This is a genomic window from Pyramidobacter piscolens W5455, assembly GCF_000177335.1.
In the GTDB taxonomy this organism is placed as follows: domain Bacteria; phylum Synergistota; class Synergistia; order Synergistales; family Dethiosulfovibrionaceae; genus Pyramidobacter; species Pyramidobacter piscolens.
The window spans coordinates 73,068-95,186 of sequence record NZ_ADFP01000135.1; the positions used below are offsets into that span (position 1 = coordinate 73,068).

Below are 22,119 nucleotides of genomic sequence, written 5' to 3' on the forward strand. Positions count from 1 at the left end.
CGGCATGAATCCAGCGTTCTAACGCTTACGAGAAAGAGAGGCGAGTCCCTTTGCGGCGAGGCATCGTATTTGATTTCGATCTGACGCTGGTCGACAGCGCCGGGGGAATCTGCGCAAACTTAAACGCTCTGGCCGCAGAGAAAAAACTGCGGCGCCTGCAGCTTGCCGAAGTGCGCCGGACGATCGGCTGGGCGCTGGCCGACGCGATGCGGTCTTTCTGGGGAGACGGCCCCATAGAAGAGGAATGGCTGCCGCGCTACCGTTCGTTTTTTGAGGAACGGAATTATGCCGGCGTCGTGCCTTTTCCGGAAACCGTGCCGGCTCTCAGGAAATTGCGCTTGCGCGGAGCGCGGCTGGGGATCGCCACAAACCGTCTCACCCCGCTGGGAATCGTGCGGGCGGCGGGGCTGGATACGCTCTGTCCGATCATCGTCGGGATCGATGGATTCAGTCCCAAACCGGATCCGGCGATCGTTCTGGAGGCGCTGCGGCAAATGGGGCTGAAAGCCGACGAAGGCGTTTACGTCGGCGATACGGATATCGACATGAAAACGGCGGTCAACGCCGGAGTCGCCGGCGTCGGCGTGACGACCGGCAATCATGATGCGACGGCGCTGAAGGAAAGCGGCGCTTCGCATGTCATCGAGAATCTCAGCGAATTGCCGGAGCTGTGGGAGGAAATAAAATGAATCGGAGAAGCGTCAATCCTTTTGCAAGACGAATGGGAGAAGGCTCCGTCGGCTGGCGGCAGTGGAACGCGGAAACTCTTCGGCGCGCCGCGTCTCTTGACCGTCCGCTCTGCCTGTGTGTGATCAACAACGGCAGCCGCTGGAGCCACATGATGAAGGCCAATTTCGAGGAACCAGAGATCATCGGAATGCTCAACAACGACTTCATTCCCGTGCTGGCCGACAGCGACGACGTGCCTCATCTCGCGCTGGCCGCCCGCGCCATGGCGCAGATCATGCTTGGCCACGCCGGCTGGCCGCTGTTCATCTTCATGACGCCGGAGAAAAAACCGATCTTCGCCTGCTCGTACCTGCCCAAGCAAAGCGAGATCCCCGAAAGTCCCGGATTGCTCGAGGTCCTGCGGCGCATCAAGTGGCTGTGGCTGATGAAGCGGCCGCAGATCGACGAAGCGTCCGCCAGTTACGGGGCTCAGCTCGAAGAAGCGCTTTCGCCGTATACGGCGCCGCTCGAAGAGGGGCTTGAGGCGCGGGCCGCCGGGCAACTGCTCGCGGAAATGGACCTCCAAAACGGCGGCTGGGGGACGGCCCCGAAATTTCCCCAGGCCCCGAAACTGCTTTTGTGTTCCTATCTCGGGCGGAAAAGCGAAAAGCTCCGCGTCCATTTTGACCGCTCCCTGGCGGCGCTGTTCAGGGAGGGGCTGTACGACCATCTCGATGCCGGCTTTCATGATTACTGTTGCGACCAGAAATGGCAAATTCCTTATCTGGGGAAGCATCTTGCCCAGAACGCGGCCGTTCTGGACGTATTTGTCGAGGCGCTGAGGAAAGCCCCCAATCCCGTCTACCGTGAAGTCGTCGAGGGAAGCATCGTTCTGCTGAGGCGCACCTTGAGCGAAGAAAACGGGCTGCTGTGTTCCGGGGACGACGTCCGCGACATGAGCGCCATCGATCGCTACTATTTGTGGAGCAAAGACGAAATCGACGGGCTTCTTCACGAAGGCTCGGACGCCTTCTGCCGCGTCTATGGGGTCACTTCCGAAGGAAATTACAGCGATCCGCTGACACAGAAAAAGACCGGCGGAAATGTTTTGCGTCTCTCTGCAATGCCTGAAAGCGATGAACATGCTCTCGAGCTTTGGGAAAAGACCGAAAGCGCGCGGAGAATCCTGAGGGAATGCCGTTCGCGCCGGAAGGTTCCGGAAAAGGAAGCGCGCATTTCGGTGAAAGCCAACGCTTGTTTCGCGGCCGTGCTTGCGCAAGCCTCCGGCGTCTTGGGACGGAAAGAGTATCAGGAGCAGGCCGAGGAGATCATGAAGAGTCTGTCAGCCGCGGCGGTTTCACGGGACGAGCTCTGCCATACGCTTTACGACGGCGTTCGCGACGGCGAAGGCGGACTGGAAGACTATGCGTCTTTTATATGGGCAAGTCTGAAGCTGTATCAGGCATCGGGCTCCGCGTCATGGCTTGGGGCCGCCGAAACGTGGAGCGCGAGGGCCGATGAACTTTTCGGGGCTTGCGGGGCAATGCGCCTTGTCCGGGAGGGAACTCTCGAGATCCTACCGGCGTGGGATGCCGGCGACGATTTTTTGCCCTCGGGAAACGGCATGATGGCGAACAATCTGCTCGAGCTGTATCGCGCCACCGCAGACGAACGATGGCTGACGCGCGCGCAGAGTATCGTCGATGCTTTTGGCGGAGCGCTCAACGAATATCCGGCGGCATGCGCCTCGCTCACGCTGGGGGCTTTGAAGCTGGAGAATCTGCTCCGGAGAAAAAACGGCCTATAAGAGCTCCGTAATGGCGCCGGAACAGCGTTCCCTCGACGTCTCCCGCACGGCACCTTGGGAACATGCCGAACGGTTTTTCGCCCGCCGGCGGAGGCGCGAAAATCTTTTTTGTGGTAGAATACTCGGCGTTGCTCCTCCATACGCCGGATGATAAAAACAGAAAAGGCACGCTATGTGCGCAAATGAAATAGAGGAGTTCCCGGTTTCCGTCTCTTTCGGACAGAGGCCGGGATTCTTTTGTTTTTTTGCGTATTTAGTGTTTTTGGGATTTAAGTCAATACTATTTCTAGTGGCGTTTTTTGCCGGGACGAGGTAGAATGATTTTGGCCGTTTCGTAAAAGATCCGCACAGAGAATTCACTTTTAAAAATTCCACAGAACGGGAGACCTGTCCATGTATAAATCGATGAAGGAGCGCTTTCGGGATTCGCTGGATATGGGGTTGCTTGAAAATCCTCTGGTGCCGCGCCAGTCGGAGAACGCGCGCTGGCTTCTGGAGCAGCGCTATTTCGCCGACCGTTACGACCCGGAGACGGGCGGGCTGCGCAAGGAGCGCAGTTTCGAGGAATTCGCGCGCCGCGTCTCGCGCATCGTTTGCACGGCCGAGAGCCTGTACCGCGGGGCCGACGAGATCGAATGGATCCGCCGGCTGGAAAAAAATCTTTTTGCCGATCTCGTGGAGGGACGCTTCATCTTCAACTCGCCCTGCCTTTTCGCTTCCGGCGCGGGCATGACTCGCGTGCCGGAACTGGCGGAGCTGATCTACCGCTCGCCCGACGAGATGGAGCTGGCGGACTACCGCCGCCTTTACGACGGCAAGACGGACAACCAGCAGCTCTTCGCGTGTTTCGTGATCGACATTCCCGACAGCATCGAGGGCATCTTCGACTCGGTGCGCGCCGCCGCCGTGATCAGCAAGTACGGCGGCGGCGTGGGCGGTAACTTCGGCCGTCTGCGCGAACGCGGCGCCGATATCAAGGGCGGCACCGGCGGCAAGGCGTCCGGTCCCGTCTCGTTCATGGAGACGTGGAACACCATGGGCTGCGTCGTGGTGCAGGGCGGCCGCCGCCGCGCCGCGCTGATGGGGATGCTCCCCGACGACCATCCCGACATCGAACAGTTCATGGACGCCAAGACGGAGGAGGGCAAGCTGTCGTACTTCAACATTTCCGTCTGCGTTTCCGACGAGCTGGTCGGCGCCGCGCGCGAGAAGCGCCCCTTCGCGCTTCGTTCCCGCGCCAACGGCAAGGTCGTGCGCACGGTCTCCGGCGACGAACTTTGGAACAAACTGTGCCAGAACGCCTGGCGTCGCGGCGATCCCGGCGTTTTCTTCATCGACCGCGCCAACGACGACAATCTGCTCAAGCTGTCGGGGGATTTCGACATCGAATCAACCAACCCCTGCGGCGAGCAGCCGCTGCCGACGTACACGAGCTGCAATCTCGGCTCCGTCAATTTGGTCAAATTTGTCCGTCCCGACGAGACGGGACGCCAAAGCTTCGACATGGAAGGTTTCATGGATCAGGTGTACCGGTCCATCTACTATCTCGACCTCGTCATCGACGCCACCAGCTACCCGCTGCAGCGCATCGGCGAGCGCACCAAGCGCATCCGTCCCGTGGGGCTGGGGTTGATGGGGCTGGCCGACGCGGCGATTCTGAGCGGCGACGTCTACGGCTCCGAATCGTTCAAGAGTTTCTGCGATTCGCTGGGCGCGCACATGGCCGGCGCGGCGCTGATGGCGACGGTCGATGCGGTCGCGCACATGGGCAAAGAACCTTTTTCCGAGAGTTTCGCCGTGGCGAGACTGTTCGAAGAAGAGCACCGCGCCCACGGCGGCGAGCTCTTCGCGCGCCAATGGATCGACGAAATGGATTTGAATTCCTATCGCGAGTTCATCGCCCGGATGCGGACGCACGGTCAAGTGCCCTACACGCTGCTGAACACGCTGGAAATTTTGCCGGACGTGCTCGGCGACGAGGCGCTGCCCGAGCTGAAGCGTCTGATGACGGCGCTGCTGGAAGGAAAGCTGCGCAACAGCCGACGCCTTTCCATCGCGCCGACCGGCTCGATCTCGATGATCTTCGACAGCTCGGCGGGCATTGAGCCGAACTTTGCCTGGCGCTGGAGCCGCAAGGTGATGAAGTCCGACGGCGACGGCTGGGAAGTGCGCGAGTACTTCCACCCGCTGATCACGCAAAAGGAAGCGGACGAGCTGCGCGGTTCGGGCGTCATTTCCGATCCGCGCTACGTGACGGCGTACGACATTTCACCGGAGCAGCACGTGGACGTGACAGGCATCTTCGCGCGCTACGTGGACAGCGGCATCAGCAAGACCGTCAACCTGTCTTCGTCGGCCACCGTGGACGACGTGCGCAAGGTGTACGAGACTTGCTACGACATGGGCTGCAAGGGTATCACGATCTACCGCGACGGCTCGCGCGACAACCAGCCCATCGAGACGAAGAAGGAAAGCGAATCCAAGAGCGAAGCGCCGGCCACGGTGACGCGGGCCGAAGCTGAGGAAAAACCGAGCGCCGAGGAGTCGTCACAGCCGGCGGGGCTGGAACGCGCCGCCGAGGAGCACGAACACGTTCCTTACAGCAGCAAGGTGAAGCAGCGCTCCACGCCGATCGTCTTCGGCAAGACGATCAAGGACCGCACGCCCTGGGGCAGTCTCTGGGTGACGCTGAACTACGACGGCAACGAGCCGTTCGAAGTGTTCGCCTCGCTGGGCAAGAGCGGCTCGGAGCTGAAAGCCATGACCGAAGCGATCTCGCGAGTGATCTCCATCGGCCTGCGCTCGGGCTGCCATTTGGAGGATTTTATCGGCACGCTGCGCGGCATATCCGGCAAGGAATACTGGATGTTCGACTGCGACGACGATGAAATGGTGCGCTCGATCCCCGACGCCGTGGCGCTGCTGCTGCAGAAACTGATCGAACAACGGAGCGGCGCGGCGGCGAAAGGCGCGGGCGAGCCGCGCAGCGAGCTGATCTGTCCCGAATGCGGCGCGCCGATGGAAATGGTGGCCGGCTGCGCGTATTGTTTCAGCTGCGGCTATTCCCCCTGCAAATAAAAGAACACAATGAGCTTTTTCTGTCGAATCTGTAAAACTGTGCTATGATTCGATGGAAAAACTCTTTTGAGTTCCATTTTTAAGAAAAGCGCCGTCGAAGGCTCGAAAGAGACTCGGCGGCGCTTTGTTTTTTGAAACGATTTTTTTGAGTGGAGGCCTTTCGATGACGGAAAAGAAAACGGTACAGTTCGACGATCTGCTTCATTTCAAGTTCCTTTCGTGCCCGCGGCTTTCGCCGGACGGCTCGCTGGCGGTCTATCAGGTCGCCCAGGCCGACCTCGAAAAGGACGGCTACGACACCAACCTGTGGCTGTACGACTGCGGCGCGGGGCGCAGCCGTCAGGTCACCTTCGCCAACGCCGACAAAACTGCGCGCTGGACGCCGGACGGCAAAGCGCTGGTTTTCACGTCGAAGCGCGACGCCTCGCTGGAGAAGGACGCGACGGCGCTCTACCGGCTGGAACTCGGCGGCGGCGAAGCCCGCCGCCTGGGCGTCGTGCCGCTGCCCGTGAACGACCTGTGGCCGCTGCCGGACGGCAAAATTCTGCTCAGCGCCGTTTACACGCCGGAAGAACCGAATCCCGAGAACGCGCAGTACAAGGTTTACACGCAGATCCCGTTCTGGCAGAACGGCAAGAACTTTACCGGCCAGCGCCGCACCGCGCTGGCGCTGTGGAATCCTCAGTCCGGCGAGCTCAGGCGCCTGACGCCCGACCGCATGGACGTGCTCGACTGCACGCTGTCGCCCGGCGGCGGCGCGGCGCTGCTGGTGGCCGAAGAGTACGAGAAGGTCAAACCGCTGTGCAGTCACGTCTGGCGGCTCGACCTCGAAAGCGGCGCGATGGACTGCCTCAGCGAAGGGCTCGAGTACAGTTTCAAGACGGCGGGCTGGAGCGGCGGGCGCGTCATCGTCGTCGCCAGCGACATGAAACGCTACGGCATGAACGAGAACGCCCTGGTCTTCGAGCTGAAGGACAAAAAACTGACCTGTCTGACGCCGGATCTCGACACCAGCTTCCACAACAGCATGGTCGGCGACTGCCGTTACGGCGTGGAAACGCAGTACGGCCTGATCGACGGCGACGGCCTGTATTACATTTCCACGCAGGGGACGAGCAGTCAGATCCACTTCAACGACCTGAACGGACACGACCGCAGCCTGACGCCGGGTCTGCTTTCGGCCGATTGTTTCGACGCGCGCGGCGGGCGAGTGGTCGTCGTAGGATTCCGCGGCCTGCAGCTGCAGGAACTGTACGCCGCCGGAGCGGGCGAAGAAGCGCAACTGACGCATCACAACGATTCTTTCATGGCGCAGTTCGAGCTTTCGCAGCCCGAACACTATACGGTGGACAACGGCGAGGGGCTGACGATCGACTGCTGGTACATGAAACCGGTGGGCGCCGAACCGGGCAAAAAATATCCGACGATCTTCGACATCCACGGCGGCCCCAAGGCGACGTACGGCGCGCTGTATCTCCACGAGGCCCAGTGCTGGGCGGCGCTCGGCTACGCGGTGATCTTCTGCAATCCGCGCGGCGGCGACGGGCGCGGCAACGAGTTCGCGGACATCCGCGGCTTCTACGGCGTCAAGGACTATCAGGACTTCAACGCCATGCTCGACTGGGCGGTCGCGCATTTCGACTTTATCGACGCGGAGCGCCTGGGAGTGACCGGCGGATCGTACGGCGGTTACATGACCAACTGGATGATCTCGCACAGCGGCCGCTTCAAGTGCGCGGCCTCGCAGCGCGGCATCTGCAACTGGATCTCCTTCGACGGCGTCAGCGACATCGGCTGGTATTTCGGCACCGACCAGCAGGGCGGCAGCGGCCCGCTGACCGATCCGGAGGGCGCGTGGAACGCCTCGCCGCTCAAGTACGTGGGGAACGTGAAGACGCCGACGCTGTTCATCCATTCCGCGGAGGATCGCCGCTGTCCGGACGAGCAGGCGTTCCAGTTTTACACGGCCTTGCAGGTCCTCGGCGTGGAGACGCGGCTGTGTTATTTCCTCGGCGAGAATCACGAGTTGAGCCGATCGGGCAAGCCCCGCAGCCGTCTGGCCCGTCTGCGCGAGATCACCGGCTGGATGGACCGTTTCCTGAAAAAATAGGACGCGCCGGATTGATCGAAGTCGCCCGTTGTCGTTTCCTGTCAAGAATCAGCATTAAAACGATTCTCCCGTTCCGCGTGACGCGCGCGAAACGGGAGAATCGTCATTTCTTGGAGGGCTTTCGCGTCGCCAAGAACAATTTTGTGAAGATGTAAACCGGGAAAAGAGGCGCGATCGAGAGCAGCGGAGAGACGAAAAAGAAAATGTAGGCGGCAAGCAACAACAGAAACGCGATCACTGAAATCCAAAACGCGTCGATGTTTTTCTGCGTACTTTGCGGTTTCATGGCCGTGAAACCGAGAATCGAAAAAACGATCAGCATGACGAAGAGAACGATCATCGCATATGATTTGGCCGCTGAAATATTCATGCGCAGATGCCTCCATGATTTTCTACATTCTTTGCCTTGACAGGCTTCGAGACCATGATAGTATAGACTCGTTCTTTTGCTCTTTTCCAAATCTTACCATGAAAATATGAAACGAGAAAGTTGTCGGGCGCACCATCCGACGATTTTCTGAAAGGATGATAAAATGACGCGGCCGGAGAAATGCAGCGCGTTGATATTGGCTGCCGGCAAGGGAACGAGAATGCAGAGCGCGGTTCCCAAGGTGATGCAACCTCTCCTCGAAGAGCCGATGCTTTACTACGTTTTACGAGCGCTGCGAGCCGCCGGCATCGACGACATCGCCGTTGTGGTCGGACACGGAGGGGAACATGTCGGGGCCTGGCTCGCGCAGAATGCCCCCGACGCCAAAGTGATCTGGCAAAAAGAGCAGCTTGGCACCGGACATGCGGTCATGAGCGCTGCCGATTGGATCAGAGAGCGTGACCGCGTTTTGGTCGTGAACGGTGACATGCCGATGATCACCGAACAAGAGATCGGCGCTTTTCTTGACCAGGCGGCCGCGGCGGACGCGGCGTTTATGACCTGCGACCTGGCCGAACCGGCTTCCTACGGCCGCGTCGTCAGGAGCGGAGGCGGCGTCCGCATCGTGGAGGCAAAGGACGCGTCGCCTGAGCAGCTGCGCATATCCGAAATAAACGCCGGCGTCTACCTGTTCGATGTTCCCATGCTTCTCGAGGGGCTTTCCGGCTTGACGCAAAGCAACAGCCAAAGAGAATATTACATTGTCGATCTCGTTTCCTGGGCCTGCCGTCGCGGCCTGAACGTCGTTCCGGTGAAACTCGGCGCCGACAATCTTGCCGGCGTGAACAATCCGCTCGAGCTCGCCGCGCTTTCGCTGAAAATGCGGGACCGCCTGCTCGCGGAGTGGATGCTCAAAGGGGTAAAATGCGTTGACCCGGGCACGGTATGGGTCTCGCCGCGGGTTGTGTTCCACGGTGAAGCGTTCCTTTCCCCGAACGTCCAGATCTGGGGATGCAGCGAGATCGGCGCGGGCTGCCGCCTCGGTTCGGGAACGATCCTCCGTCGTTGCGTATTGAAGGACAACGTGCAGTGTCTCGGCTATGTGGTCGCCGAGGATATCGTCGCGGAAGAAAACGTGAAAATGGGGCCCTTCTGTTTCTTGCGGGACGGCACGCATCTTCTGAGGGATTCTTTTGCCGGAAAATTCGTCGAGATCAAAAACAGCGAGATCGGCGAAGGGACGAAAGTTCCTCACCTGAGCTATATGGGGGACGCCGTGATCGGCGCGGAAACAAATATCGGAGCGGCATCCGTCACATGCAACTACGACGGCGTCAATAAAAACAAAACGCGGATCGGGGCCCGCTGTTTCATCGGCAGCGACACGATGTTCGTCGCCCCTGTGAACATCGGCGACGGCGCCGTGGTCGGCGCAGGGTCGGTCATCACTCGGGACGTCCCCGCGGGCGCGCTCGCCGTGGCGAGAAACCGTCAGGTCGTGCGCGAGGGATGGGCACAAAGAAAAAAGGTTGAGCACGAAAAAAATATGGAGGCTTGAAAGATGATGTCGAGCGAGAGGCAGATCATGGTTATTTCCGGTACCGCCCATCCCGAGTTCGCGGAGAAAGTGAGCCAGGAACTGGGGATCAGGCTGGCGAACGTTACCCATTACAACTTCGCCGACGGAGAGGTGGGCTTCCGCATCGAAGAGAGCGTCCGCGGCGCAGACGTGTATGTGATCCAGCCGACGTGCAAGCCCGTCAACGACAACTTGATGGAACTGCTGATCATGGTCGACGCGCTGAAGAGAGCCTCCGCGGGAAGAATCAACCTTGTCATGCCCTATTTCGGTTATGCCCGTCAGGATCGCCAGGCCAAGGGGCGAGAGCCGATCTCGGCCAAACTGGTCGCGAATATGATTGAGCATGCCGGCACGGACCGCGTCGTTACGGCAGACCTGCACGCGCGACAGATCCAGGGTTTTTTTGACATTCCCGTGGATCACCTCTTGGGCGTGCCGCTTCTGGCCGGCTGGTTCAAAGAGCATGTGATCGGCGATCAAGACACCAGTCAATTCGTCGTCGTGTCGCCCGACGCCGGCGGGGTCGTCCGCGCCCGGAAACTTGCGACCCTCCTCAGAGCGGAGATTTCCATCGTCGATAAGCGCCGCCGTCACGACATGGCCAATATTTGCGAGGTCATGGAAATCATCGGCACCGACGTGGCCGATAAAACGTGCATTATCATCGACGATATGATCGATACGGCCGGCACGATCGTCAACGCGGCCAAAGCGTTGGAAAGCCTGGGCGCCAAGGAGGTCTACTGCTCGGCGACCCATGGCCTGCTCTCCGGCCCCGCCATCGACCGCTTAAGCGACGAGGCCGTCACAAAAGTCGTTGTGACCGACACGATCCCATTGCCAGCGGAAAGAAAATTGGATAAAATAGTGCAAGTGTCCATGGCCCCGGTTTTTGCCGAGGCTATTCGAAGGATTCACACTGATGGGTCCGTGAGCGATCTTTTTGAGTGATTTCGGACCCGCCATTGTAAATAATTTTTTTGAGGAGGCTCTTTGTATTATGTCGGAAGCAGTTCAGATTGTTCTTGAGAATCGCGAGGGTTCGGGTTCGGCGTACTGTGGGCGTTTGCGCAAGGAAGGCTTTCTTCCCGCCGTCGTCTATGGACCGGCCCTCGAGCAGACGTACTCCGTTAAGGTGGAGACAAAAACGATGCTGCCCTACCTGATGTCGGACGATGTGAAGAAGACCGTCTTCGCCGCGAAACTTCCCAACGGGGAAGTGAAAAACTGCGTGATCAAGTCCGCCACGAAGAATTACGCCACGGACCGGCTGTTGCACATCGACTTTTACTGCGCGAACGAATAAGCACTTGCGTCTCATTGCAGGTCTTGGCAATCCCGGTACGGATTACGCTTTAACGCGGCATAACGTCGGCTGGGAAGTGATCGACTGTCTTGCGAATCGTCTGCAGGCCGGCGAGCCGTCGACAAAATTCGGCGGCGCCTGTTGGGGGCCGTTGAATATCGGCGGCGAACGGGTCGTGTTTCTCAAGCCTTATACGTACATGAACAACAGCGGCATAGCCGTGGGGGAAATCGCCCGTTTCTACAAGATCGAGCCGAGGGATATCCTCGTGGTCGTGGACGATATCAACCTGCCGTTGGGGCGTATGAGGATCCGTTCGAAAGGCTCCGCCGGGGGGCATAACGGGTTGAAATCCGTCATCGCCCATCTTGGCAGCGCGGATTTTCCGCGTCTGCGTGTCGGCGTCGATCCCTGCCCGCCGCACTACGATATGGCCGCCTGGGTGACCGGACATTTTTCCGCTGACGATCGCCGCGTCGTTGACAGGTCAATTGAAAAAGCTTCAGCTTTTTGTCTGGAGTGGTGTTCGTCCAACGCAGAAAAACTTATGAACCGCGTGAACAGTTGTGATGTACGTTCTGTAAACGGCGAAGCATGACGCTTTCGCCGTTTTTTGTTTATGATCGCCATAAGCGAACGGGAGGTGAAGAACTCTGACTTCTCGCTTAAGTGACGTCGATTCTCGGCTCTGGGCGCGCGGCGCGTCGGTCGGCATTCCTCTGGAAGGCGCCGGGCTGGCGTGCGCTTTGCGCGGATGTGAAAAGATTCTTGTCCTTGTGCCGACGCGGCAGGAGGCGCTGGCTCTGGATTCTGATTTGAAAGTGCTGGAGGTCGGAGAAAGCCGCCTGCTCGAAGAGCCCCCTTTGGACAGCGAGAAGCTGCGGAGCGGGGATTCTTTTCTGCGGCGCGGCCATACGCTTTCAGGATGGCTCAATGCAAAGAGCGGGATGTTGGTGGCCACCCCGGGAGCGTTGGTCACGCCGTTTCGCTTCGGCAAAACGGGATTGACTTTGGCGGCCGGCAAACGCTTGGGACGAGACACGCTCACGTCCTGGCTTGCCGAAAACGGCTATCGGCGCGCGGAGTTGGTGTGGCAGCCCGGCGAATTTGCGGTTCGCGGCGCTCTCGTCGATTTTTTCGATCCCTCTGAAAAGGCGCCTCTGCGCGTCGAGTTTTTTGACGAGGACGTGGAATCGATCCGTTTTTTTCAGCCCCGTTCGCAGAGGAGTTTTCAAAATCTGCCGCATTTCATTGTGCGCAGCGTCAATCACAGCGAAGACGAACAGCGCGAAAGGAGCTGGGGCAATTATGGAACGCTGCTGGTCCAACCTCGCCGACTCGAGGACAGCTTTGCGGCTTTTTGCGAGCTTTATAACGCGCTTGTCGAAGAAAAACAGCGGCTTGCGCCCGACGCGTTCGAAAGGTTTCTGCTGGACACGGGGCGTTTGCCGCGCTTAAGAGTATCGGCTCCCGGGGAGGGCGTCCACCAGGACACCCTTGATTTCGGCGCCGTTCCTTATTTTCGGGGCGATCTGAGAGCGGCCCGCGCGTATGTCGACAGCCATCTGCGCGCAGGATTCAAGATCCATATCGCCAGCCGCAACCTGACCGGAAGTTCATTTCCTGAGCAGGTTTCTTTTCAGCGGGGCAGCAGTTTAAGCGGCGGCGTCGTGGTGAAGGACCGGAACGAGATCTGGATTTCCGACGCGGAGCTTTTCGGCATCAACGAAGTTGCCGAGGAAGAGATCAATCGCGGCATGCCTCTGGACCTCGAGGCGAGCTTGAAGAAGGACCAGTGGGTCATCCACGAAAAATATGGCGTCTGCCAGCTTGAGGGGACATCGGTCGAAAATTTTGGCGGGCAGGATTACGAAACCATCGTTCTGCGGTTCGCCGACAACGAAAGACTGATTATCCCCACCGCTGAACTTTTCCGCCTCACCCCGTGGAACGGTAACGGCGTTCCCGAGCTCGACAGCCTCAAGTCGAAGCGCTGGCGTTCGGCATGGAAAAAGGCGGAAGCGCAAATCGAAGCGGAAGCGCAGGGGCTCCTGAATCTCTACGCCCAGCGCGAACTGGCCGACGGGCGCGCTTTTGGACGCGACGGCGACCTGCTGAAACGCTTTGAGGAAAGCTTTCCCTACAAAGAAACCGTCGATCAGCTTCGGGCGATCCGCGACGTCAAGCACGACATGGAACGCCGCTGGCCCATGGATCGTCTCATTGTCGGAGACGTCGGTTACGGCAAAACAGAGGTTGTGCTGCGCGCGGCGGTCAAGACTGTCGAAAATGGCGCGCAAGCGGCGATTATTGCGCCGACAACGGTTTTGGCCCTCCAGCATTATCGCACCTGCGTCGCCAGAGTCGGCGAACTTCCGATTCGTGTCGAGCTGCTTTCGCGGATGATCCCCAAGAAAAAGCAGAAGGAAATTCTCGACGAAACGGCAAACGGCCGTGTCGATATCCTGATCGGCACCCATCGCCTTTTTCAGGACGACATTCGATTCAAAGACTTGGGACTGCTGATAATCGACGAAGAACACCGTTTTGGCGTCAAACATAAAGAGCGGCTGAAAGTGGCGCACCCCGGGCTGGACGTGCTTTCTCTTTCGGCGACGCCGATTCCCAGAAGCCTCTCCATGGCGATGCGCGGCATCCGGGACATTTCCGTGATCGCCACTTCGCCGCGAGGGCGCGGCGAAGTCTTTACCGTGACCTCCCGATGGGATCCCAGTCTGGCGCATGACGCGGTTCTCCGCGAGCTCATGCGAGGCGGACAGGTATACTATCTGCATAATCGCATCGACGACATAGAACAGATCGCGGCGCGTCTTGCCAACCGTTTCCCCGGACACCGCACGGCCGTCGCTCACGGGCAAATGGGAGAGCGCGAGCTTGAGAAGACGATGAACGAATTCTATGACGGCAAAATTGAAATCCTGGTGTGCACGACGATCATCGAAAGCGGGCTCGACGTGCCGCGGGCCAACACGCTGATCGTCGACGACGTCAGGCGCCTTGGCCTGGCGCAGATGCATCAGATACGCGGCCGCATCGGGCGGCGCAGCGAGAATGCTTACGCTCTGTTTTTTTATGAATCCGAAGAAAGCGGCGGCCAGACCCGCGAACGCCTCGAGGCTTTGGGCGCCGTCGGCTCGCAGAATGGCGGCTATCAACTGGCGCAGCGCGATCTCGAGATCCGCGGGGCGGGCGAGATTCTCGGAACGGAACAGCATGGCTTCAAGGAACGCATTGGTTACACTCTTTATCTGAAAAAATTGAAGGAACGCGTCGACCAGTTGCGAGGGATCGAAATAAAGCCCGCGCTGGTCGATTTGGCCATGCCGCTGGTGATTCCTGTGGATTATGTACCGCAGACGGATCTGCGCATCGGGTTGTACAGACGCTTGTTATCGCCCTTGAGCGCTCAGGAATACGAGGAAATGCAGGCGGAACTTCTTGATCGCTACGGTCCTTTGCCCGAGCAAGTTCAGGGGCTGCTTGACGCGGCTCTGGTCCGCGGCGAAGGCGGGGCTCTCGGGATAGAGAGGCTTCGGGTCTCGGAGGCGTTTGTCGCTCTTGAGGGACCTTTGGGAGAGGATATTTTTTCGCCTCCGCGCTGGATCGTGAAAAACGGCGCGCGCCTCGGCGCTGGCGGCGTCAACGGACTGCATGCCGCCGCCGGGGAATTGATGAAAAAGGCCGTTCCCCGGCCGTGACATTTCCTGTTTGAGGAGGCAAGGAAAATGGACAAGGAGCCCGGTCGTTTCTCCGAACTCATAGAGACCATGAAAAAACTGCGCTCTCCAGACGGCTGTCCCTGGGATCGCAAACAGGATTACGAGTCTCTCCGTCCGCATATTATCGAAGAAGCCTACGAGTTGGTAGACGCTATTGAACGCCGCGAGACCGAGAGGAACATGAAACACGTTCTTGAAGAATGCGGGGATTTGCTGCTTCAGGTGATTTTTATCGGCACCATCGCAGAAGAAAAAGGCGATTTTTCCATCGACGACATCCCGAGGGTCATCACCGAGAAGCTCATCCGCCGTCATCCCCACATTTTTGGCCCGCCGCCAGCCGAGGCGCACGAGGGCGCTCCGACCAGCTGGGAGGAAATAAAACGTCAGGAGCGCCAGGCGGCCCAGACACGGGACGTTTCCGTTTTGACGGGAGTGCCGCGCCGTCTGCCCGCTTTGACGAAGGCTTGCAGGATTCAAGAGAAAGCCGCCGGCGTAGGATTCGATTGGCCTCAAGGAGAACAGACGCCGGTTGTGGAGAAGATCAAGGAAGAGCTCGTCGAAGTCTGCGAAGTTCTCGACGCGGATAAAAAGCAGGAGCTTACCGGAGAAATCGGCGATCTCCTGTTCGCGGTCGTGAACCTTTCACGGCGCTGCGGCATTGATCCGGACTTGGCTCTGTCGCGGACAAACGCAAAATTTGAGCGTCGGTTCCGTTATATTGAAACGCAAATTGAGCAGGACGGCAAAAAATGGAATGACCTTTCATTGAACGATTTAATATATTTATGGAATCAAGCGAAGAAAGCGTCCTTGTGATATAGTAATCGCATTGGCAATTATTCTCGAACGAAAACAAAAATTGAAATATATCTGTAGGAGGGAATTTACATGGTTTCAAAGAAAGCACGTTCTTCAGCCGCCGTTGAGGACGAAAAAGCGGACGTCCGAGAGAAAATGCCGCCGACTGAAGAGCCTGCCGCGCAGGAAAGCCCCCGTGAAATTTTCGAAACGCGCAGGGTGGAGATCACTGAAACAGTGCTCCGCGACGCTCATCAGTCGCTGATGGCCACGCGCATGTCCCTCGATGACATGCTCCCGGTACTGGATCAGATGGACGAGATCGGCTATCGCTCCGTAGAAGTTTGGGGGGGAGCGACCTTTGACGCTTGCATGCGTTTCCTCGACGAAGATCCCTGGGAAAGACTGCGCACCCTGAAGAAATATTTTAAGAAGACCAAGCTGCAAATGCTTTTGAGAGGGCAGAATCTCGTGGGATATCGTCATTACGCTGACGATACCGCCAAAGAGTTCGTGAAACGGGCCGTTAGCAACGGCATTGACATCATCAGGATTTTCGACGCGCTGAACGACCTCCGCAACGTCGAAGTGACGGCTGCCCAGACAAAGAAGGAAGGAGCGCATCTTCAGCTCTGCATTGCCTATACGACTTCTCCGGTGCATACGGTAGAGGCCTTTGTGAAATTGGCTTCGCAGATGAAAGATCTTGGCGCCGATTCGATTTGCATCAAGGACATGGCCGGCTTGTTGACGCCAACGGCTGCCAAGGAACTGGTTCATGGCATCAAGCAGGCGACGGCGCTGCCGATCCAGGTGCATTCGCATTATACGTGCGGGCTCGCAGGGTTGGCTTATTACGCCGCGATCGAAGCCGGCGCCGACGTCATCGACTGTGCCCTGTCTCCCTTCTCGATGGGGACCAGCCAGCCGTGCACCGAGACCTTTGTGGCCGCCCTTGCCGGCAGCCAGTGGGACACGGGGCTCGATATCCGCCGGATGACGCCGATTTCCAATCATTTCAAGAAGATACGCGCCAAGTACGACAAGATTTTCGTGAAGGTCCAGGGCGCGAATACGGATATTCTGCTCGCGCAGATTCCCGGTGGCATGTATTCGAATCTCGTGAATCAGCTGAAAGAAGCCGGGCAGCAGGATAAACTGCCCAAAGTCCTGGAGGAAGTCCCTTATGTCCGCGCGGCCATGGGGTATCCGCCTCTGGTGACGCCGAGCAGCCAGATTGTCGGCACGCAGGCGACGCTTAACGTGCTTTCCGGAGAACGGTGGAAAATCATTCCCAAGGAAGTGTATAATATCTTCAAGGGAATGTATGGTCAGACGCCCGCGCCGATGGACCCGGAAATTCAGAAAAAAGTTCTTGGCGGGGATAAGCCGATTACCTGCCGTCCTGCCGATCTTATCGAGCCGGAGCTGGAAAAAGCCCAAAAAGAAATTGAATCGTGGATCACTCAGCCCGAGGACGTGCTGTCCTATGTGCTTTTCCCGGCGGTTGCCAAGGACTTCCTGGTGAAGAAGTACGCCCGCGAAACGATGACCGATATCGGCCTGAACGAGTGTGTGGATGGTTCCGCGTATCCCGTGTAAGAGCCGAGGAGCTCGCGGTATTTGTATTCGGAAATCGGAAAGGCTCTATAAAAAAGGAGGGGCGGCTTTTCCGTCCCTCCATACTGTGTTTGTCGTATGAAACTTTCACGTGGAAGTGGGGGAGGTATTACCATAGACGGAGTCTATACAATGCAGCTGGAATGTCCTGACCCCGCGCTGTTGATGAGAATCTGCGGACAGGGCGATGAAAACCTCGAATTTCTCGAGTCAAAGCAGAATGTCCGCGTCCTCAGGCGGGGAGAATTGATCACCGTCGCCGGGGATGAAGAAAAAGACGTACGTCAGGCCCACGCCCTTTTGTTGCAGATACGCGATGCGGCGCAAGATGGCCATCAGTTTCGCCCGCAGGATTTTCGTTATGTGCTCGAGACTCTCCGCAAGAACGGCCACGTCGACGTCGCTTCGCTCTATTCGGAACTGCTGTGCATCACTTACCGGGGCAAGCCTGTCAGGCCGCGTACCGTCCGGCAGCTTGAATATGTAAAGGCGATGGAGAGAAACACGGTGATTTTCGGCATTGGCCCGGCAGGAACGGGAAAAACGTATCTTGCGGTCTGCCAGGCCGTAAATCAGCTTAAAAACGGAAGCGTGAGCCGCGTCATCCTCGTGCGGCCGGCAGTCGAAGCCGGCGAAAGTCTGGGCTTTTTGCCCGGCGATCTTCGCGAAAAGGTGGAACCTTACCTCCGTCCGTTATACGACGCTTTTTTTGAACTTCTCTCCCCCGAAAAATTTGCCCGTTATGCTGACAAAGGGATCATTGAAATCGCCCCTCTTGCTTACATGCGGGGGCGGACTCTCAACGACAGCTTTGTCATCCTCGACGAGGCTCAAAATACAACGCCTGAACAAATGAAGATGTTTCTGACTCGCATCGGTTTTGGTTCCAAAGCGGTCATTACCGGCGATCTCACTCAGGTTGACCTCCCCAACGGCAAGCAGTCGGGACTGAGACTCGTCCAGGGTATCCTCAAGGGCATCGAAGGGATTTCTTTTATTCACCTGCAAAATGAAGACGTGGTGCGGCACGAGATTGTCCAAAAAATTGTTGCTGCCTATGATCAGTATGAGGCATCACAAAAGAAATAACTGCGAGGAAACAGACGATGAATAGTGACCAGCTGGATCGGACTCAATGGAGGAAACTCTTCCAGAATTCCTTCAAGTACATTGCGAAGCTTCTGCCTTACGCGATTGCAGCTTTTGTGGCTATGGTCGTCGTACAGGTGCGATGGTACACGGTTGATTCCGACTCTTACTTTATTTCCGGCGCGACCGCTCAGCGGACGTATTACGCCGTCCGCGACATGAACTACGACGACACCGAAGCGACGGAAAAATTGCGCGCGGAAGTTGCCGACGGAATCGTCGGGGTCGTCGTCAAAGGACATATGAAAAGCGAAGTCGGTTTTGACGATGAATGCGAAATCCTCTTGAACCGGCCGCTCGACGACAAAATTTTGCCCAAGGAACTCCGTGAGCTCTTGGATGCTGCGTCTCTGGACACAAGGGAGCAAATTGTCGCTACCGTCCGTTCGATCCATGACGACCTTCAGCGCAACATGAATTTGTCTGCGGACGAAAAAGATGAGTTCATGTGGCAGCGTATCGGCCTGGTGGAGACGAACCCCTCTTCCGCAAACATCATTTATCAGATTCTCGTCGGCCTGTCCGAAGGCGATCAAAAAGTCGATCCTGACCTGACGGAGCGCATAAAATCACTGGCGGCCTCCGATATCGAGCAGACCAAACACATATTTTATGCCGGCGACCGCATCGTCAACAAAGGGGAAATCGTGACGCCGCAGCTTGCGAGGCTCTTGAAACTCCAAGGGTATCCCGAGGGGCGCTTCCCGATGACATCCCTTGTTTTCGCCGTCATCGTGGCCTGCATAAGCGTTCTGTGGATCCGCAAGACCATGACGCACGTTTTCATAAGCACGACATATCATGGAGACTGGACTTATTCGTTCTTTCTCTTGTTGTTGGGTTGGCTTTTTCAGATCGGCGTGATCTATTGGGGCGTCAACGGCGTCGGCGTTTTTCCCGTGATTGCCATGATCTACCTTACGCTTCCTGACATCGGCGCGCTGAATTGCGCTGTCGTCGTGACGTTGAGCGCCTCGATCATCACTTCGGGATACGATGTCACCGCGTTTGCCATTAATGCAATTTCGGGATGCGCCGGAGCCATCTTGGGGATCTCTCTTTTCAAAAGAAATTATTCGCGCTCCGCCGTCTGGATCCATGTGTTCGTTCTCGGCATCGCGATGCTTGGGGTTGCCTCGGTGCTCCAGTGGGGGCTGACCAATCTGATGAGCCTTCGTCAGGCGGCTGTTATGTTTACGGCATGCTTGCTGTTGAGCTTTATGGTGATCGTCTTGCTGCCGCTGCTGGAGATACTCTTCGATATCGTTTCTCCTTTGCAGCTCGTAGAGCTGACGCAGCCTTCCCATCCGCTACTGAAGAGAATGCAGGTCGAGGCTCCCGGCACTTACCATCACAGCCAAATGGTGGGGAATCTGGCCGAGGCGGCGGCCGAGAAAATCGGTCTGAATCCGATGCTGCTTCGGGCGGGAGCATGTTTTCATGACATTGGAAAGCTGAAACGGCCGCAATCGTTTATCGAGAACCAAATTTCGGGAATAAACGCCCATGATGAAATGTCGCCCGCTTTGTCCGCGCTTGTGATCCTATCGCATGTCAAAGACGGGTTGGAACTTGCCGACGAATATCGTCTGCCGTCGCAGATAAAAGCGTTTATCGCGGAACATCATGGCACTACCTGCCTGACGTATTTTTATCGGAAAGCGCTCCAGGCGGGGCTGAAAGCGGACGAGAGTCAATTCTGCTATCCCGGTCCGAGGCCGCGAAGCAAGGAAACCGGAGTTCTGATGATCGCCGATTCGACGGAAGCCGCGGCTCGGGCGGAGAGCGCCAATATCAAGGGTATTCTCGATCTCACTCGTCTTGTCGACAACGTGGTGCAGTCCAAGATAAGCACCGGTCAGCTGGACGAAGTCCCCTTTACTCTGAAAGACCTCTCGGATATCAAAGCGGCGCTGGTCAGTACGTTGCGCTCAATGTATCATACGCGCGACATCAAACCGCTGAAATCGTTGCCCAAAGAGCAAGGAAAGGAGACTCACGATGCGCATGGCTCCCCGAACATTGTCGCGGTTCAAGCTAAAACAGCGGCGGCGGAAGAATCCTGAAGCCCGCATTCTCATCGCCAGTGACATCGAACAGGATCCCTTGCTGACGTTGGCAAAAACGAATATTGCCACTTTCGAAAGGCTGGCGGCAGACTTGTATGACGTACATTGGCCGGTATGGCGCGCGCATGGGGGAGTGCAGATCTCCCTGCAGTTCCTAGATGAGACGCGGATGGCCGAAGTGAACAGTGAATACCGCCAGACCCACGCCCCAACGGATGTGTTGAGTTTTCCCCTTTTTGAAAAAGAAGGCAGATTTGTCCCCGACGCTCAGCTGCCGCCTCTCCTCCTCGGCGATATTGTGGTGTGTCCTGCGGTCATCAGAAAGAATGCCGTGGAACGTCGCGTATCGGAAGAATCGGAACTGGCGCTCGTTGTTTTTCACGGCATCTTGCACCTTCTGGCGTGGGATCATGACACGCCGGAGAAACAAGAGAGAATGTGGAGCGTGCAGGAACATTTCAGAGACCTTTTTCTGAAGGGGCTTTCCGGCCCGGTTGCCGGTAACGCGGCGCACGAGAGAAAATGACGTCTTTTGTCGTCCTCATTTTGACCATTGCGCTTCTCGTGATGTTGAGCGGCTATCTGAGCGTGGGCGAGGCGGCGATTTCTTCGGTGAGCGCTGCCAAGGCCCAGACATTTGGCGAAGACAACCCCAAAATGGCTCCTCTGGTCGATTGGGAACTTGCCGAAAGACAAAAAGTCATCATCGCCATCTTGGTAGCGCATAATCTCTTTTCCGTCGCTGCCAGTTCATTCGCGACGGTCCTGACGACGAACGTCTGGGGTGAAAAAGGCGTTTTCTGGGCTACGGTCATCATGACGGTCCTCATGGTCCTTTTTGCCGATTTCCTGCCCAAATGCATCGGCATGGCCCTCGGTGAAAGAAATTTCAATGTCGTCTTGCCCGGCTTGCGCGCGGTTTCCGTTGTCTTTAGGCCTCTTATTTGGATTCTTGAGAAAATAGTGGCCTTTTTCAGCGATCTGTTTCACGTCGACATGACGCTGGAAAGCGCGGTCGTCACACGGGATGAAATAGAGCAGCTCGTCAAAAACGGCGAAGAATCCGGAGCTATCGAAGCTTCGGAACGAAGAATGATCGACGGCGTTATCGCCTTCGACGAGACCAGAGTCTCGGAGATCATGGTCCCTCGCGTGTCCATGGACGCGCTGGAGGTGAATGAGACCATTGCCGGCGTCGCTTCCCTTATGCAAAACTGGGAACACTCGAGGATTCCCGTTTTTCGCGAGACGCCGGATGACATCGTCGGCGTCGTTTACCTCAAAGATATGATTCCCTATCTGCGAGCCGGCAAGATGGATACCCCTCTCAGCGCTTTTATGCGGCGGGCGCTCTTCGTCCCGGAAACGATGAAAGTCGCCGACCTGTTCGGCATGATGCGCGGCAAGCACGTTCATTTTGCGGTGGTCGTGGATGAATACGGCGGCACGGCGGGAATCGTCACTCTTGAAGACCTGCTTGAAGAGATCGTCGGTGACATACGTGACGAATACGATGAAGAATCGGCCCCTATCGTGCAGTTGAACGAGAACTCGTACCGGGTGAAATGCACGGAGTCGCTCGAGGATCTCGGGGCCGTCGTGGGATACGACTTCGACTGCAATGACGTCGATTCCGTCGGCGGGTATGTTCTCGATAAGTTCATGGGATTTCCCGAGAAAGGCGATATTTACCGCGATGATGACTGGACGATAAAAGTCACCGACGTAGGAGAACATCGCGTGAATGAAGTCATCTTTACGCGCTCCGCACATGAAGTTCAGAAGGAACGTCACACCAAAGCGCAGGGGGAATGATCT

Annotated in this window: 16 protein-coding genes; 15 read left to right on the forward strand and 1 reads right to left on the reverse strand. The window is 57.5% G+C overall.

Features of this window, described 5'->3' with window-relative positions; translation table 11 throughout:
- Nucleotides 1-50 precede the first annotated feature (50 nt).
- The 4 genes from HMPREF7215_RS11890 (at nt 51) to HMPREF7215_RS11905 (ending at nt 7,664) form a co-directional block, all read left to right on the forward strand.
- Nucleotides 51-689: an HAD family hydrolase gene (locus HMPREF7215_RS11890; protein ID WP_009166168.1), complete on the forward strand. Its 639-nt coding sequence runs from the start codon at nt 51-53 to the stop codon at nt 687-689.
- A complete protein-coding gene (locus tag HMPREF7215_RS11895; protein ID WP_009166169.1) occupies nt 686-2,476 on the forward strand; it encodes a thioredoxin domain-containing protein in 1,791 nt (596 codons plus the stop codon). The genes HMPREF7215_RS11890 and HMPREF7215_RS11895 overlap by 4 nt, the downstream gene beginning before the upstream one ends.
- Nucleotides 2,477-2,869: 393 nt before the next feature.
- The gene (locus tag HMPREF7215_RS12615) at nt 2,870-5,554 is read left to right on the forward strand and encodes an adenosylcobalamin-dependent ribonucleoside-diphosphate reductase (RefSeq protein ID WP_009166171.1); all 2,685 of its coding nucleotides are present in this window, start codon (nt 2,870-2,872) and stop codon (nt 5,552-5,554) included.
- A 163-nt stretch (nt 5,555-5,717) separates the two neighbouring features.
- Nucleotides 5,718-7,664 carry a S9 family peptidase gene (locus HMPREF7215_RS11905; protein WP_009166173.1) on the forward strand — a complete coding sequence of 649 codons (1,947 nt, stop codon included), beginning with the start codon at nt 5,718-5,720 and terminating at the stop codon, nt 7,662-7,664.
- 41 nt (nt 7,665-7,705) lie between these two features.
- Here HMPREF7215_RS11905 and HMPREF7215_RS11910 read toward each other — a convergent pair whose 3' ends face one another.
- Nucleotides 7,706-8,050, reverse strand: coding sequence for a hypothetical protein (locus tag HMPREF7215_RS11910; RefSeq protein WP_156797556.1), 345 nt, complete (start codon nt 8,048-8,050; stop codon nt 7,706-7,708).
- 147 nt (nt 8,051-8,197) lie between these two features.
- Here HMPREF7215_RS11910 and glmU point away from each other — a divergent pair, with 147 nt between their 5' ends.
- The 11 genes from glmU to HMPREF7215_RS11965 all read left to right on the forward strand — a co-directional run bounded on the left by glmU (nt 8,198) and on the right by HMPREF7215_RS11965 (nt 22,116).
- Complete coding sequence (gene glmU / locus HMPREF7215_RS11915; protein WP_009166176.1) at nt 8,198-9,592, forward strand: bifunctional UDP-N-acetylglucosamine diphosphorylase/glucosamine-1-phosphate N-acetyltransferase GlmU; 1,395 nt, start codon at nt 8,198-8,200, stop codon at nt 9,590-9,592.
- Between the two features lie 3 nt (nt 9,593-9,595).
- Complete coding sequence (locus HMPREF7215_RS11920; RefSeq protein ID WP_009166177.1) at nt 9,596-10,567, forward strand: ribose-phosphate diphosphokinase; 972 nt, start codon at nt 9,596-9,598, stop codon at nt 10,565-10,567.
- Nucleotides 10,568-10,616: 49 nt separating this feature from the next.
- The gene (locus HMPREF7215_RS11925) at nt 10,617-10,922 is read left to right on the forward strand and encodes a 50S ribosomal protein L25 (protein WP_009166178.1); all 306 of its coding nucleotides are present in this window, start codon (nt 10,617-10,619) and stop codon (nt 10,920-10,922) included.
- 4 nt (nt 10,923-10,926) lie between these two features.
- Nucleotides 10,927-11,520: an aminoacyl-tRNA hydrolase gene (gene pth / locus HMPREF7215_RS11930; RefSeq protein ID WP_009166179.1), complete on the forward strand. Its 594-nt coding sequence runs from the start codon at nt 10,927-10,929 to the stop codon at nt 11,518-11,520.
- Between the two features lie 178 nt (nt 11,521-11,698).
- Nucleotides 11,699-14,641 (forward strand): DEAD/DEAH box helicase, encoded by a 2,943-nt coding sequence (locus HMPREF7215_RS11935; protein ID WP_232205563.1) that lies wholly within the window; start codon nt 11,699-11,701, stop codon nt 14,639-14,641.
- Between the two features lie 27 nt (nt 14,642-14,668).
- Nucleotides 14,669-15,481 (forward strand): nucleoside triphosphate pyrophosphohydrolase, encoded by an 813-nt coding sequence (gene mazG / locus HMPREF7215_RS11940; protein ID WP_009166181.1) that lies wholly within the window; start codon nt 14,669-14,671, stop codon nt 15,479-15,481.
- 72 nt (nt 15,482-15,553) lie between these two features.
- Complete coding sequence (locus HMPREF7215_RS11945) at nt 15,554-17,065, forward strand: pyruvate carboxylase subunit B (RefSeq protein ID WP_009166182.1); 1,512 nt, start codon at nt 15,554-15,556, stop codon at nt 17,063-17,065.
- Between the two features lie 150 nt (nt 17,066-17,215).
- A complete protein-coding gene (locus HMPREF7215_RS11950) occupies nt 17,216-18,172 on the forward strand; it encodes a PhoH family protein (protein ID WP_009166183.1) in 957 nt (318 codons plus the stop codon).
- 371 nt (nt 18,173-18,543) lie between these two features.
- Nucleotides 18,544-20,298: an HDIG domain-containing metalloprotein gene (locus tag HMPREF7215_RS11955; protein WP_374044424.1), complete on the forward strand. Its 1,755-nt coding sequence runs from the start codon at nt 18,544-18,546 to the stop codon at nt 20,296-20,298.
- Nucleotides 20,234-20,827: an rRNA maturation RNase YbeY gene (gene ybeY, locus HMPREF7215_RS12620; RefSeq protein ID WP_050768926.1), complete on the forward strand. Its 594-nt coding sequence runs from the start codon at nt 20,234-20,236 to the stop codon at nt 20,825-20,827. The genes HMPREF7215_RS11955 and ybeY overlap by 65 nt, the downstream gene beginning before the upstream one ends.
- A complete protein-coding gene (locus HMPREF7215_RS11965) occupies nt 20,824-22,116 on the forward strand; it encodes a hemolysin family protein (protein ID WP_009166186.1) in 1,293 nt (430 codons plus the stop codon). The genes ybeY and HMPREF7215_RS11965 overlap by 4 nt, the downstream gene beginning before the upstream one ends.
- The last annotated feature ends 3 nt before the right edge of the window (nt 22,117-22,119 follow it).

What these genes read in the sequence shown, in the direction of transcription:
- HMPREF7215_RS11895 (WP_009166169.1), top strand. Translation starts at nt 686, where the DNA reads ATGAATCGGAGAAGCGTCAATCCTTTTGCAAGACGAATGGGAGAAGGC.
- HMPREF7215_RS11925 (WP_009166178.1), top strand. Translation starts at nt 10,617, where the DNA reads ATGTCGGAAGCAGTTCAGATTGTTCTTGAGAATCGCGAGGGTTCGGGT.
- HMPREF7215_RS12615 (WP_009166171.1), top strand. Translation starts at nt 2,870, where the DNA reads ATGTATAAATCGATGAAGGAGCGCTTTCGGGATTCGCTGGATATGGGG.
- mazG (WP_009166181.1), top strand. Translation starts at nt 14,669, where the DNA reads ATGGACAAGGAGCCCGGTCGTTTCTCCGAACTCATAGAGACCATGAAA.
- HMPREF7215_RS11910 (WP_156797556.1), bottom strand. Translation starts at nt 8,050, where the DNA reads ATGGAGGCATCTGCGCATGAATATTTCAGCGGCCAAATCATATGCGAT.
- ybeY (WP_050768926.1), top strand. Translation starts at nt 20,234, where the DNA reads ATGCGCATGGCTCCCCGAACATTGTCGCGGTTCAAGCTAAAACAGCGG.
- HMPREF7215_RS11950 (WP_009166183.1), top strand. Translation starts at nt 17,216, where the DNA reads ATGCAGCTGGAATGTCCTGACCCCGCGCTGTTGATGAGAATCTGCGGA.
- HMPREF7215_RS11965 (WP_009166186.1), top strand. Translation starts at nt 20,824, where the DNA reads ATGACGTCTTTTGTCGTCCTCATTTTGACCATTGCGCTTCTCGTGATG.
- glmU (WP_009166176.1), top strand. Translation starts at nt 8,198, where the DNA reads ATGACGCGGCCGGAGAAATGCAGCGCGTTGATATTGGCTGCCGGCAAG.
- HMPREF7215_RS11920 (WP_009166177.1), top strand. Translation starts at nt 9,596, where the DNA reads ATGATGTCGAGCGAGAGGCAGATCATGGTTATTTCCGGTACCGCCCAT.
- HMPREF7215_RS11945 (WP_009166182.1), top strand. Translation starts at nt 15,554, where the DNA reads ATGGTTTCAAAGAAAGCACGTTCTTCAGCCGCCGTTGAGGACGAAAAA.
- HMPREF7215_RS11905 (WP_009166173.1), top strand. Translation starts at nt 5,718, where the DNA reads ATGACGGAAAAGAAAACGGTACAGTTCGACGATCTGCTTCATTTCAAG.